Here is a 13,760-nt window from a genome sequence, read left to right as displayed (position 1 = left end):
GCGGCCCACGTAGGGCCGCCGATCAATCTACATTAAAAATCAGTCTGGTATAAATTCGCGCCAAATTACGCGCTTACCTTGAAATGACAAGGCGTTAGGCGGCTTAGGCAACTTGTTTGTAGGTTGGTCAGGCGTCGGATGATCTGAGGTAACCACTGAAACATGTCGTTCCCCGTCAGGAGTGTAGTAATAATTTACACCGACAATCGGGGCATTGAATTTTTCCGAAACAATGCCGTCGCCATTATTTCCATTCAGGTAATTAAAGTAGTTAAGCCAACCATACCCGCCCGGTGAACATACCGTATTGGATGGCACGGTAGAAGGCGCAATCAAGAGACCAGAATCAAGTATAGGTTCCACATGAATACGCTCCCCCGTATCCGGCAAGTCGATAAACCATCCTGAATCAAGCCTGAAATCAATTTCATTTTGCGATGCAGTGCGGGTGGATCCTGAGGTCGTAATAGTTTGTTGCACTAGCGATAGCCGTGGATTCACCAGAGTAGTGGTCGCATTGTTATCCTTTATTGCATACAAGGTTTGTCTCTGCGTATTTTCCAGATCGCTTTTCTCTAGATACTTTCCGGTCCCAACAAAAACCAATCGCTTACCGTAAGCGACACCTAACTCAGGCGCCGCCGTAACGGGTTGCCTAGCACCAGACGGATCCTTCAAAACTGCAAATTTCAATACTGTATTGGTATTGATATCGAAACGCCACACGTTACCCGAAAGGTCGCCGCCATAAACATACAAAGACGTATTGTTGCGCGCCGGATCGTTAGCATAGTTTGCTATCTTAGCCAATCCGCTCGGCGTAATAGCAGGATCATCGACATCCGGATCAACGCCAATACCTATCCGTGATATGTGAGCACCAGTAAGAGCATTCCGCACATACAAATAACCCTCACCATTTCCTGGACTGGTGTTGTTATAGCCAGATGTGAACAAAACAACCCAAGTGCCGTCTGCCTTTTTCGTCACAACTGGGTAGCCATAGCTATATCCCAGATTGGCCTCATTCGTGGAATCAATTTCCCATAGCAAAATCGGCGTGGTAGGGTCGGTAATATCGAGTGCGTAATATCCTCTGCCGCCGCCATTCAAACCGGCTACCAAGATGGTCCGCCAAGCAGATGTCGCCGGGTTATAAACATCCGCGATGATCGGCCTGCCATTTACATAATTCCTGTGCTGACTTCCATAATTCTTATCTGCAAGATGCCAGAGATTCGGGATCACCAATGTAGGGACAAAAGCCCATCGTTCTGTTCCATCTACAGCATTAAATGCATGCAGCATGCCATCGTTGGTTCCCATATAAACCGTTTTTGGGCGAGAAGCCTTGGCAGTGATATAGGCAGCGTAACCTGTGTCGGCATAACTAAAATACGGTTTGCCAACGAATGCAGGTTGCGACTCGATTGCATCACCTAATGTCGCTTCGCGATATCGATACAGCCTATCTTCGGCGGCATTGCTGGTGCGGTCCATTTCAAATCTGGTCTGTCCGCGCAGGTAGGAAATCATGCTTGAACCTGCTGCAAGCGTCTTTTGATCTGCAGAAAGATCCGCCCATTGGCTCAATCCAGAAGCAGTGAAATAGGTTTTTTGCGTCGTCGATAAATTGTCGTAAATAAAGTCAACGAGAGTACCAGCGGTCCCGACCATTTTAATATTGCGGCCATCGCTGGACGATCCTACCAAGGAGCGCATCGTCCCAGTACATGCTATTGCCATTTCAACTTTGCAACTGCCTCCTTCTAGCGTCCCGTTCGTACACGTGTCCGCCGTTGCATCAGGCGTAACGCAATAATAAGCATTGCTACTACCGTCGGTTGATTGCGTTATTGTCCCTGGTGAGGCACAAGTTCCAGCGACTGTATTTTCAACGCACCAGGAGGGAGATTCGCTCACGTCCCCAGTACTCAGGTTGATTGTGCGTGCTTCAAGATTGCCCTGCCATTTCACGGTGGTATAACTCGCAACGTAGGCAAAATTGTCATTGGCAACAGGATTCAGAGTACTCGTGGCAGCTGCAGATCCAGCGCCCAATTTGGAGCTGATCGCAGCAAGCGCTCCGTTCAAACCGCTGGTCAACTGCGCCGGATCCTTGGCGCTAAAATATGTACCCTGTCCGTTGACCGCAGCGTGCCACAAATCATCGATTGCAGTTTCATTGTCAGCCGACGGCACCGACCAATTAGTAACGGAAGTTCCCGTGCCGTTGGTGATATCGTAGAAATCGCCTGATGTCGCAGTTTTGTAGTCGCTAGTATAAGAAAGTGTCCCATCAACACCTAAACCCAAGGTGAAGGTCGTCATGTGCTGTTTAACATTATTATCGGTGCCACTGACGAATACATTATCCGTGCAGACATCGACCCCTAACGCACCATTACAATTGGCAAGTGAGCTGTTACGTAAATCGGTGTCGTAATAATATTTTGCCGTATCCGCCAGGCTATTTGAACTAGCCGTAGGACCTTCATACAGAGGGCGTGCGGTACTACCCCCATCCAGATTACCGACGGCAGAACCATCAAGACCCTTAACGTCTGAATTTGAATCGGTATTCCAGTAGCCATCTGTCGTCAGTAATGCAAAATTTTGTTGACAGGAATATTGCATAGGATCTGCAGTACCGACAGGCTTCTGTCCGGCATACAAACGCCCCACGCGACTCAATGCAGAGCGCAGTGGAGTGCCGTTATTCGGATTGATCGAAAACAATTTTTTATACCATTTATCCTTGGTATTGTTCGTGCCTGCATTAAATTGCGCAATCGGCAGATAATTATTACCCTGAATATCAATAAAACCGACACGATAGCGACTATCAATTGATTTGAAAGCCCGACTGGTTGCGGTTTTCATGGTCTGCATGCGCGTTTGATAGTAAGTCCACCAATTCGCGAAGTTAGTCATTTCCTCGTTATAGCTGCATGTGGTTGTACTGCTTGTGCAATCTGTACGTCCTGCAGCACGGGGGTAAGTTACTCCACTGACAATATCCGTACGAACGAAAGAGCCCGAATAGGAGCCGCCTACTGCAGGAATTGCAGGCTTCGCCGCAACGTAACCACTTAATTCCACGCTAGTAGGACTAAACGAACATGAAGCATGTGAACTTGCCGTTCGGGCCAGAACCACGTTATAACGGACATCCCCAAGCGACGCAGGAACCCTGACAATCAAAGTAGCCCCAGTACCGCCGAATGAATAACCTGCAGGCGGCGTTTTAGAGCGCACATCATTAGCCAAATCGGCAGCGTAGCGCCTATTATTGGTCGCCGAAGGCAGGATATTGACATTATTTATGCTTATTGTTGCAATACCTACATTCTTCGAATTGTTACACCCTGCCATCGAAAATTCAAATTTCGCGCTTGCACCGACTGCTGGCACTGCAGGCACCTCTGGCTGGGGAGGGATTTGAAATTTAGTTGGGAAACGTATCGTCTTATAGCTGCCCGCACGCAAGCCTTGGCATGAGTTTGCTGCTGGAGTCAGTGCAGTAGCATTGGTAGCGTCCGTACACCAGCGAACTCTCGCAGGAAAACTGTACTGCGTCGTTGCCGTTCCCTGACAATTGATCAGCTTGTCCGAGTCGCACCACTCACCCGGTGTAATACGGTAATAATGCGGGCCAAAGGTTTTCGAAGCCGTCGTCGCAATATCAGGATCCCCTGTCGCTACAAGCCCGGTCCCACTAGCAGTAGTGTTATGTGGAGTATTGTAATTTTTCCCTCCAACAACCCCGGGCAATACGTAATTATCATTCCGCAAACAATCGGCGTAAGTAAGATTGCCAAAGCCATTCACTGCATCCGTACACCATTCAATGTCGACGTAACCAGTTACCAGATTGGTTGTGCCAGAGCTTTGAATACCATGCGCGTCATTTTTTACGTTGGTCCATGAGGTTTGACTGGCAAAACTGGTCCCCGCACTATCCACTGGAGGCAAATAATTAATGGTGGGGTTGTAGTAAACACCATTTACATCCGGACTTTTGAACAAGGGAGAATTTACGCAACTCCGATCATAGTCGCCATCGGTATTCTTACAAATATTATCGTCTACCCAATCCGGCAAATAATTCCAGTCCATACTTCCCGAACCATCGAGAATAAACATCAAGTTCGGCAGCACCGTCGTCGTAGTCGCATTGGCAAGAGGTTCTTGTGTCAAGGCGAGCGATGCCGGAAATGCGCGTAGAGGCAACAACAAACCTAAAGCAAACGTAGTCAATGCTATGAAACTAGCGACACGCGTTGTTTTGAAATGGCGTTTCATGTTTGCCTCTTAATAGATAAATGCTTGCACATAGCTGACTGTATTGCGCGGCCCGGTCACACGTATCGTCACCCGATACATGACGCTAACCCCACTCTTTTCTGCGCGCTGGCCGCCTGTGGCCATTGAGTCAAGTTGCGACTCGGCATCGCTGAATACACAATTTTCCTTGACAGGTGCGATACCTTCGCTGGCACTGCACATGCGTTCAATTCGGTAGCGCACTTCATTGTCACCGGCGTCTTTAGCTGCACGGACGCTTAACTGGTCCGTCCAAGAGTCGACTGAAGTGATATTAAAATTTGCAAGACTGGCATCGTACCCTTGCAGTCCATTGGTATTATTCAATCCTCGATCTGCAGGTAGTTGTGCCTGATCCGCTATTTCTTGCGCAGCCAACCAGGCAATGGCCCCTTCCAATCCACTGTCGCCAGAAGAAGTAGCCGCGCGACGAAACGCTATGTTGCCGGCAATGAGACTGGACGTATCAACCGAGCGCACTAGGGCCACCGCTGCCAGCATGATCGTGACCAGTGCAATCAGTGCAATGAATAGCACTACGCCATCTTGCCTTGCACGGATAGTCATTCGCTTACGCATACAGGCGAGCTTGTTCATAGTTTATCCGCCGACCAAATCATGTTGCGAATTGGAATCAGTGTGTCGAACACCCGGTAACGATACCTGCGCCAATCCGGGTCGGCGCTTAGGTCTATCGCGGGAGCCGGATTATCTGCCGTACCGGCCCACGCACACAAACCGGTTGGCGCAGCCGCAGTCAATGACGAGCAGGCTGAGGTCACATCTTCTTTTTCCATCGCGCTGTTGCGAATAACCAGTGCGACACGGATCGCCTTGATGCGATTTCGATTGGCGGCTGACATTGCAGGCCCCCATTCAGGATCGAGCGCATCAACATAGGCATCCGGTGCAATCTGATTCACATTGCCAGCCAGGGTGATGCCGTAACGGGCCTGCATATTGACAACGCCACCGGCAATCTGCGTCGCGCCCTCCTGCAAATTATTACCCACGACTTGATAGGTACGTGCCAGCCAATTTGGCCCCAGGCATGCAAAACTCCCTTCGGCCGGATCAGTAATTACCGGATCAAACACGATCCCGGCCGCGGTAGGGACGCCGTTCACTCTGGTCATTGCGCATTTCGTGCCATTCGTAATCAGTACCACGTCCCCATCACGACAAGACAAGACGTTGTTCTGATTTGGAAGCGAAGGAAATCGCAGGGGCACGCCACCAGAGGTGGTATCACCCATGCGAACAATAATTTGGTCGTTGCCATTGTTGGCGCCGTTGATAATCTCTACCGGCGTGATACTGACCCCAATATCTGGCGTTGCAGGATCATTGTCCGCATCCATTAAAGGTTTATCGGGACAATTCAACACCTGATTCTGTGCGCTAAAAACCGGCAGACCGTACCCCGCCATCTGAATCTGGCGTTGCATCGCATAGATGGCAATGCTGCCTGCCGTCTGTGCATCAGCCGTGCCAGTAGTGGAGCGCTTCTGTCCTTCAAACATGGCTGCCACCTGCACAATCACCAATGTCGCGATCATGCCAATGGCCAGCCCCACCATGATTTCAACCAAGCCGAAACCGCCCACGCGGCGACCACAAGGCCCATCTCGCTCATCGAAAGGCCTCATACGCCCCCCGTTATTCTTGCCACACTCGTGACGTTATGCTCGGCATCGTCGCCTGGTTGCTGCCATGTGACTCTCACGACAAAGCAGGAAAGATCGCCGGCACAGTTTGCAACATCGCCGCGAATAGTAATCCTGCGTCCATTCGGCAATCCTGATTCTGCGGATATATCTGTTCCAGGAGCCAATTCCGAATAATTAGCCAATCCCAGTTGATCTACCCACATTCTCGAAATACGCTGCTCTACAATCAAGCCCGCCTCCACACGGTATTTGGCATCAGAATTTGCCTTGATCATGGTTGCCTGCAAACCCACCGCCCCGAGAATGCCAATAGAAAAAATTAGAATGGCAATCAAACCCTCCAACAACACAATGCCTTTTTGATTTGCGGGCGCGCAATTATTGGCAGGACTTTTCATTGTCATCATCTTCCTTAACAAGCCCGCGAATCAGGTGCGTTGACATTTGGGTCGCACATGCGCACGTTGCCACCGCTGACCAAAATGCGTAAATTTCGACTGTCTTCTGCAGACAACACCGCTGTATTTACATCCACATCTATGCTGATGGCGGTTCCTTGTCCCAAAGGCGAAAAATCAACATCTGTAATGGCGGGGTTAGCGACAACTGTCACTGCAGCAGATGACCCATCTCCGGTCGCCCTGCTCTGAATTAGAACGCAGTCCGCATCTGGGTCCGGATCAGGTAGGCAGACCACCCATGAAGATCCCGCGCCCAATGTAAAACGGACTCTTTGATTTCGCGCTACTGCCTCCGAACGAGCGAGCTGCAAACCATTCAAAATGGATTCAGCGGCATTTCGAAGCCTGCTGTTTTGAATCCATGTGCTGTAACTGGGCATGCCCAATGTAATAACGATCGCCATGATGGCGATGCCGATCATCAGTTCTATCAGGGTAAATCCCTGATCACCTGAAGATCTTTTCAACATGCTTCGCCACGCTTGCTAATCCAGCAGTTGACTTCCGCCCCGGGAGGGACGGTTGATCTTTTGGCGTTGTTTTGATCCAGTGAATACACATATCCGTTCATGCCCTGCCCCGCCACACCCGTCGCAGTTACGCTATAGACATTCGGCGTCGCGGCGTCAGTGCCACAAGCAAAAGTAAAGTATTTGCCCGAAACCACTGCTCCGCCTGCAGCTACGCAACTGGCATTGACATAGCCTGCATAAGTACGATTATCTTGATACCACTGCTCCATCTTGATGCGCATATTTGCAAGTTCTGACGTTGCCTCCTGCACCTTGCCGCGCCGGACGTAATCACCATAAAAAGGGAGAGCAATGGACCCCAAAATACCAATAATCGCAACCGTAATCATCAATTCAATCAACGTGAAACCCGCTGATTTGCGTTTCAGTGAAAAAAAAATGGCAGGCGTCATAGTAAATTTCCTTTAAGTAAGGTTAATTTAAACCAATCAATTCGCAATGCCAGCCGCAACCGATAAGCGGTTTGATTCCTGCCATAAACGGCGCTCCTCATATGAGAGCTGTTGCGCAGAAGCCGCTAAAATGCATGCCTACATTTGACCGAGCACGCGTATGCGCACAGATATTCAAACCTCTACCCACAATGGCTTAGGCTCTTTAGTGCTAGACCGCCCCCAAGCATTGAATTCTTTGTCTCTTGACATGATTCGTACGCTTGCGCAAAGCCTGCACGCATGGCAAAAAGATCAACGTGTACGAGCCGTTGTTATCAGCAGCACGCTGCCAAAGGCTTTTTGTGCTGGTGGCGACATCCATTTTTTTCATGAAGTTGCGGTCGGCGGCCTCACTGGTGGCAGCGCGCTACTGGAAGATTTTTTCACCGAAGAATATGCGTTGAATTATTTGATTCATCATTATCCAAAACCCTATATCGCTCTGCTGGATGGCATTGTGATGGGTGGCGGTATGGGCATCTCACAAAGCAGCGCGGCGCAGAGCATCCGCGTTGTAACCGAGCGCACTAGAATGGCGATGCCCGAAGTGAATATCGGACTGTTCCCAGATGTCGGTGGTGGTTATTTTCTATCGCGGCTGCCGGGCGAACTTGGCACCTATCTTGGCCTGACTGGAGAAATTATCGGCGCCGATGATGCCTTGTATGCAAATCTGGCAGATGTATTTGTGCCGCGAGCGGAACTGCCTGCGTTAATGAACTTGATTGAATCGGTGGATGATCATCAATATCGACAGGCGACTGAAGCATTTGCCGCACCGTTTGCAGCACAAATCAATCCTGCGAACAGCATGCTCGCCAAACAGCGCCCTCTGATCGATCGTCATTTTTCACATGACAGCGTAGCCGCCATTACCGCATCGCTGGCGAAAGATGACACCCCTTTTTCTCAGAAAACTTTGAACACCATACGAAAACGCTCGCCGCTGATGGTTTGCGTTTCGCTGGAACAAATCCGTCGCTCTGCCCATATGGAATTAGCGGATTGCCTGCGACTGGAGCGCACCATGGTCAGGCGTTGTTTCGAACACGGGGAAACCGTAGAAGGCATACGTGCATTGGTTATCGACAAGGATAACGCGCCGCAGTGGAATCCTGCGTCGTTACAAGATGTGACGCCAGAAATGATCGCGCCCTTTTTCACTTCAGCCTGGCCAGACTACGCGCATCCTTTGCGTGAGCTGGCCTGAATTATCGATTCTGAGCAAAGGCTGGCGACCATTCATTTCCCGACATGAGGCCGGCTGGCGGCTAGCCTCGTCAAGACTATTTGACGGAACAACAGCGCGCTGGATATGCAATCACGCTTACATTTCCTCTATCAAGAACAGACGACGATGCTCGCGTATTGCATACCGGTCTGTCATACCAGCAATGTAATCCGCAATCTTGCGTGCTTGCGTTGCGATTGCCTGCGGGGTATCGTTAATCGCTTGCTGGTAATCTGGCGGCAGTAGATTCGGCTCGCGCATGAAGGCGCTGAACAAATCGTTCACGATGCAACGTGCCTTGCTGGTCATGCGATTGACCTGGTAATGCTGGTAAAGATTTTCTCGCAAGAAGCGTTTCAGCAAAACTGCTTCAGCACGCATCGTGTCTGAGAAGGCAATTAATGGCGCCGCATTGCGCACATCATCCACTGTCTTTAGTTGTGCCACTTGAATCCGCTGTTGCGATGTTTCTATCACATCAACAATCAACGCATTGATCATGCGACGTATGGTTTCGTTAATCGCGCGGCGGCCGTTAATGCCGGGAAATGCGAGCTCCACCTGCTGACGATGACGCGCATAAAAATCAACTTCATCCAGCTGTGTTGTCGTCAGCAAACCGGAACGCAAGCCATCGTCGATATCATGATTATTGTAGGCAATTTCATCCGCCAGATTGGCAAGCTGCGCTTCCAGCGTAGGCTGCTTTTTTTGAATGAAACGTAAACCGATAGCATCGAGCTTTTTTGCGTTCGCTAACGAGCAATGCTTGAGTATGCCTTCGCGGGTTTCAAACATCAGGTTCAAACCATCGAATGCACCGTAACGCTGCTCCAGCGTATCAACCACGCGCAGGCTTTGCAGATTATGTTCGAAGCCGCCATAGTCGCTCATACACGCGTTCAGTGCATCCTGGCCGGCGTGTCCGAAAGGGGTATGACCGAGATCGTGCGCCAGCGAAATCGCCTCGACCAAGTCTTCATTCAAATGCAAATTGCGCGCAATTGAACGCGCAATTTGCGCGACTTCAATACTGTGCGTCAGACGGGTACGAAACAGGTCGCCCTCGTGATTAACAAATACCTGGGTTTTGTATTCCAGCCGGCGAAATGCAGCGGAATGAATGATGCGATCACGATCGCGCTGAAACTCGGTACGCGACGTGGTTGCCGACTCTGAATAGCGACGTCCGGCAGATTGCTCGGAATGCGCGGCATATGGTGCGAGATGGGCTTCGATGTTCATGTCAGTATGCCCTCGCACGCGGGTTTTCTGAAAATTGAATCAGGCAACGCACGCATGCAAAGTTTCGAGCAGAATATCTTGCGGCACCGTAGTGATAATCGACTTGCCCAAAGGCTTGAGCAAAATGAATTTGATCTCGCCACCCTCATTCTTCTTGTCGACTTCCATCAATTCCAGCCATCGCGCGACACCAAGGTCCGGCGCTACCGTCGGCAAACCAGCCGCCTTTACCAATGCGGCGATGCGTTCTTTTGAGGGCGCATCAATGAAACCCAATCTATGCGACAACTCAGCTGCCATGACCATGCCGCAACCAACTGCCTCCCCATGCAGCCAGACGCCATAACCCATGCCAGCTTCGATTGCGTGTCCAAATGTGTGGCCAAAGTTCAGGATTGCACGCAATCCACCTTCACGCTCATCCTGGCGCACCACATCCGCCTTAATTTCGCATGAGCGTTTTATGGCATAAGCCAAAGCATCCGCATCTTTTGCCACCAGCTTGAAGATATTTGCCTCTATCCAATCGAAGAATGGCGCGTCAATGATCGCGCCATGCTTGATCACTTCGGACAAACCGGCGGAGAGCTCCCGCGCAAGCAAGGTGTTCAATGTTGAAGTGTCGGCAATCACGGCTTGCGGCTGGTAAAACGCGCCAATCATGTTCTTGCCGAGCGGATGATTGATCCCGGTCTTGCCACCGACGGAAGAGTCAACCTGCGACAGTAGTGTAGTAGGTACTTGGACAAATGGCACGCCACGCATGTATGCAGCTGCCGCAAAACCGGTCATATCGCCGATCACGCCGCCGCCCAAAGCGACCAAGGTAGTTTTTCGATCGCATTTCTCTTCGAGCAACACATCGAAGATCTTCATCAGGTTGGCCCAATTCTTTTCTTCTTCACCATCCGGCAAGATGATTTGAGTTACCCGCTTGCCTGCAGCTTCCAGGGTTTTGCTCAGACGCTCAAGATAGAGCGGAGCGACCACGGTATTGGTCACAATCGCGACGCGCGGACCGGCAATATGCGCAGCAACAACGGCAGGATCGCTCAACAGCTCCTGACCAATACTGATGGGATAACTGCGCGCACCTAAATCAACGTGCAGAGTATGAAAAGAAGAAAGCTGTGCCATCGTAATGTGCTTAGAAAAAGAATCGTGTTGCTGAGATGCAGGCGTAGGGGGCTGCGCATGTTCCGGCCCCAACTGCGCCAGTATCGATTGCATCAGGAATTGTACGTTAGGCCGTCCCGTGTCGATAACGATGTCGGCGACTTCATTGTAGAACGGTTCGCGGGTGCGCGATAATTCCTCGATCGTTTTGCGAGGATCTGCAGTTTGCAGCAGAGGGCGATTTTTATCGTGACTGGTGCGCTGCAGGATGCTATTGACGCTCGCGCGAAGATAGATCACTGTGCCACGCGACTTGAGATAAGCGCGACTTTCAGGATTGAGTACCGCACCGCCACCCGTGGCCAATACGATATCCTGTTGCGCGGTGAGGTCGCGAATAACTTCTGCCTCGCGCTGGCGGAAGCTGTCCTCGCCTTCGATTTCAAAAATCAAGGGAATCGAAGCGCCTGTGCGCGCTTCGATTTCATGATCGGAATCAATAAACTGCTTGTTCAGCCGTTTCGCCAGCGCACGACCCACTGTCGTTTTGCCAGCCCCCATCAAGCCGACCAGAAAAATATTTCCACCCACGTTGCACTAACTCTTTCTCGCCAGATGCAGCGACCGAGACGGTCGCTGCCACAACCAGCATCCTACCTGATTGATACCTTGTCAGTCAGGATTTTAGGTGTCAAAAATATCAGCAATTCAGTTTTGTCATTGGTGCGACCGGTGGTTTTAAACAAATTACCAAAAACAGGAATGTCACCGAAGAAGGGTACCTTGGAGATCGAAGTACGCTCCGTCTGCTGGAAAATACCACCGATGACAACCGTGCCGCCATTATCGATCAGGACCTGTGTTTTCACATGCTTGGTATCAATCGCAAAGCCTGCGCGCGTTTCAATACCAACACTATCCTTGTTGACGTCGACATCCAAAATTACATTGCCATCCGGCGTAATCTGAGGAGTAACTTCTAATTTCAGATTTGCTTTGCGGAAGGAAACGCTCGTGGCGCCACTACTGGTTGCTTGCTGATAAGGCAGTTCTGTACCTTGCTCAATTAATGCTTTTAATTGATCCGCAGTAATCACACGCGGGCTGGAAATAATTTTTCCTTTCCCATCCGCTTCAAGTGCAGACAATTCCAAACCGATAAATTTGGTGGCGGCAGCATTAAACAAAGTCAATGCAACTGTCCCGGCAGTATTACCCGCAATACTGGCAGGCAAATTTACTGAACTGCTGTTCGGAATTGGGGGAGACAGACCGGTGGTTGCATCTGGCTGATTACCGCCAAGATTAAACCTGTTCTGCTGCACGCCAAAAGACAATTTCGCACCCAAACTGCTACTGAAAGTGTCATTTGCCTCGACAATTCTCGCCTCAATCATGACTTGACGGCTGGCAACGTCCGTTTTTTGTACCAGTGCACGAATTTCTTCCAGCTTGGAAGGGATGTCGGTAATAAACAATTGATTTGTGCGCGGATCAACAACAGCACTGCCGCGCTTGGACAGGATGCTGCGGTTGCCGCCATCAATGCCAAATACCTGTTTAAACGATTCGGCTTTTTGATAATTAAGCTGGAAAGTTTCTGTCTTGACCGGCTCAAGTTCAGCAATTTGCGCGCGCTGCTCCAGCTCCAATTTTTCTTTCGTCAGCAATTCGTCACGCGGAGCAATCCACAGTACAGAGCCGTTTTTGCGCATATCCAGGCCCTTCGCCTGCATCACGATATCCAGCGCCTGATCCCAAGGCACGTCTTTCAGGCGCAAGGTGACATTGCCGCTGACTGTATCGCTGGTGATGATGTTCAAGCCCGTGAAATCAGCAATCACCTGCAGCACTGCGCGCACTTCCACATTTTGAAAATTCAGCGACAGTTTTTCACCACGGTAATCGCGCACACCTTGACCGAGTTTATTGGCCTCTTCTTTGAGCGGCTTAACTTCAATCACCAGTTGAGAGTCGCTTTGATAAGCGCTGTGCTCCCACAAACCCTTCGGCTCAATCGTCATGCGAACGTTTTCGCCTTGCTGCTGGGTCGTGATGATATTGACCGGCGTACCGAAGTCGGCGACATCCAGACGGCGACGCAACACATCCGGCACCGTGGTTTTCATAAAATCGACTTCGATTTTTTTGCCTTGCTGACGCACGTCCAAAGCGACCTGATTATTCGGCAATTCAACGACAATACGACCTTCGCCGTTATTGCCGCGACGGAAATCGATATCACGCAATGCCTGACGTCCGGATCCCATATTTATCTGTGGCGCCGCAACCGGAAGTCCGGACGCATTGACTGCCGTGGCCAGACCACCTGTGCCGTCAATGGTGATAATCACTGCATTACCTTCGACGGTAGTCGCGTAGTTCAATGGGCGAGTCAGATTGAAAACCAAACGTGAACGATCACCTGCCTGTACGACATTCACATTGCGCACGTCGCCCAAACCGATATCCTGAACCCCTTTGCCGGTCGCATTTGCAGTGCCTGCAAAATCGAGCGCAATACGCGCAGGATTAGTGATCGAAAACCCGATCGGCGGTTTGACTAGTGGATTTTTCAATGCCACTTTCACCACGATATTCGAGCCTTGCTGATTCGCGCTAATGGATTGAATCGCGTTTTCTTGTGCTGCGACAAGGCCGCACATCATTGAGAGATAAATGAACGCAAATGTACGCTTTAATGTTTGCATGGTTCCCTGCGAGTCTTTGAATTGTTTTTGGTG

At 50.4% G+C, this 13,760-nt stretch carries 10 protein-coding genes; 1 reads left to right on the top strand and 9 read right to left on the bottom strand.

Annotated features, from left to right (window positions below):
- Window positions 1-39: 39 nt before the first annotated feature.
- From ACFQO0_RS08160 to ACFQO0_RS08135, 6 genes are read right to left on the bottom strand one after another with little or no spacing between them, the layout of a single operon-like run.
- A complete protein-coding gene (locus tag ACFQO0_RS08160; protein ID WP_382233500.1) occupies window positions 40-4,305 on the bottom strand; it encodes a pilus assembly protein in 4,266 nt (1,421 codons plus the stop codon).
- Between the two features lie 9 nt (window positions 4,306-4,314).
- Window positions 4,315-4,893 (bottom strand): pilus assembly PilX family protein, encoded by a 579-nt coding sequence (locus tag ACFQO0_RS08155; protein ID WP_382233498.1) that lies wholly within the window; start codon window positions 4,891-4,893, stop codon window positions 4,315-4,317.
- Between the two features lie 26 nt (window positions 4,894-4,919).
- Entirely contained in the window at window positions 4,920-5,975 is a 1,056-nt protein-coding gene (locus ACFQO0_RS08150; RefSeq protein ID WP_382233496.1) for a PilW family protein, read from the bottom strand.
- The gene (locus tag ACFQO0_RS08145; RefSeq protein WP_382233494.1) at window positions 5,972-6,394 is read right to left on the bottom strand and encodes a type IV pilus modification PilV family protein; all 423 of its coding nucleotides are present in this window, start codon (window positions 6,392-6,394) and stop codon (window positions 5,972-5,974) included. Before ACFQO0_RS08145 ends, ACFQO0_RS08150 begins: the two co-directional genes overlap by 4 nt.
- A 14-nt stretch (window positions 6,395-6,408) precedes the next feature.
- A complete protein-coding gene (locus ACFQO0_RS08140) occupies window positions 6,409-6,927 on the bottom strand; it encodes a GspH/FimT family pseudopilin (RefSeq protein WP_382233492.1) in 519 nt (172 codons plus the stop codon).
- Window positions 6,921-7,382 (bottom strand): type IV pilin protein, encoded by a 462-nt coding sequence (locus ACFQO0_RS08135; protein WP_382233490.1) that lies wholly within the window; start codon window positions 7,380-7,382, stop codon window positions 6,921-6,923. Before ACFQO0_RS08135 ends, ACFQO0_RS08140 begins: the two co-directional genes overlap by 7 nt.
- A 160-nt stretch (window positions 7,383-7,542) precedes the next feature.
- Between ACFQO0_RS08135 and ACFQO0_RS08130 the strand changes: the two genes are divergently transcribed.
- Window positions 7,543-8,634 (top strand): enoyl-CoA hydratase/isomerase family protein, encoded by a 1,092-nt coding sequence (locus tag ACFQO0_RS08130; RefSeq protein WP_382233488.1) that lies wholly within the window; start codon window positions 7,543-7,545, stop codon window positions 8,632-8,634.
- Window positions 8,635-8,751: 117 nt separating this feature from the next.
- Here ACFQO0_RS08130 and ACFQO0_RS08125 read toward each other — a convergent pair whose 3' ends face one another.
- From ACFQO0_RS08125 to pilQ, 3 genes are all read right to left on the bottom strand, one after another.
- On the bottom strand, window positions 8,752-9,900 hold the full coding sequence (locus ACFQO0_RS08125; protein ID WP_382233487.1) for a deoxyguanosinetriphosphate triphosphohydrolase: 1,149 nt from the start codon (window positions 9,898-9,900) through the stop codon (window positions 8,752-8,754).
- Window positions 9,901-9,939: 39 nt separating this feature from the next.
- On the bottom strand, window positions 9,940-11,607 hold the full coding sequence (gene aroKB / locus ACFQO0_RS08120) for a bifunctional shikimate kinase/3-dehydroquinate synthase AroKB (RefSeq protein ID WP_382233486.1): 1,668 nt from the start codon (window positions 11,605-11,607) through the stop codon (window positions 9,940-9,942).
- A 62-nt stretch (window positions 11,608-11,669) separates the two neighbouring features.
- Window positions 11,670-13,727, bottom strand: a complete 2,058-nt coding sequence (gene pilQ / locus ACFQO0_RS08115) for a type IV pilus secretin PilQ (RefSeq protein WP_382233485.1) — start codon at window positions 13,725-13,727, stop codon at window positions 11,670-11,672.
- Between the last annotated feature and the right edge of the window lie 33 nt (window positions 13,728-13,760).

Source organism: Herminiimonas aquatilis, assembly GCF_042665175.1.
In the GTDB taxonomy this organism is placed as follows: Bacteria; Pseudomonadota; Gammaproteobacteria; order Burkholderiales; family Burkholderiaceae_D; genus Oxalicibacterium; species Oxalicibacterium aquatilis.
Note: the sequence above shows the minus strand (reverse complement) of the source record. Positions and strands in the feature narration are given on the sequence as shown.

What these genes read in the sequence shown, in the direction of transcription:
- ACFQO0_RS08160 (WP_382233500.1), bottom strand. Translation starts at nt 4,305, where the DNA reads ATGAAACGCCATTTCAAAACAACGCGTGTCGCTAGTTTCATAGCATTG.
- ACFQO0_RS08155 (WP_382233498.1), bottom strand. Translation starts at nt 4,893, where the DNA reads ATGACTATCCGTGCAAGGCAAGATGGCGTAGTGCTATTCATTGCACTG.
- ACFQO0_RS08150 (WP_382233496.1), bottom strand. Translation starts at nt 5,975, where the DNA reads ATGAGGCCTTTCGATGAGCGAGATGGGCCTTGTGGTCGCCGCGTGGGC.
- ACFQO0_RS08145 (WP_382233494.1), bottom strand. Translation starts at nt 6,394, where the DNA reads ATGAAAAGTCCTGCCAATAATTGCGCGCCCGCAAATCAAAAAGGCATT.
- ACFQO0_RS08140 (WP_382233492.1), bottom strand. Translation starts at nt 6,927, where the DNA reads ATGTTGAAAAGATCTTCAGGTGATCAGGGATTTACCCTGATAGAACTG.
- ACFQO0_RS08135 (WP_382233490.1), bottom strand. Translation starts at nt 7,382, where the DNA reads ATGACGCCTGCCATTTTTTTTTCACTGAAACGCAAATCAGCGGGTTTC.
- ACFQO0_RS08130 (WP_382233488.1), top strand. Translation starts at nt 7,543, where the DNA reads ATGCGCACAGATATTCAAACCTCTACCCACAATGGCTTAGGCTCTTTA.
- ACFQO0_RS08125 (WP_382233487.1), bottom strand. Translation starts at nt 9,900, where the DNA reads ATGAACATCGAAGCCCATCTCGCACCATATGCCGCGCATTCCGAGCAA.
- pilQ (WP_382233485.1), bottom strand. Translation starts at nt 13,727, where the DNA reads ATGCAAACATTAAAGCGTACATTTGCGTTCATTTATCTCTCAATGATG.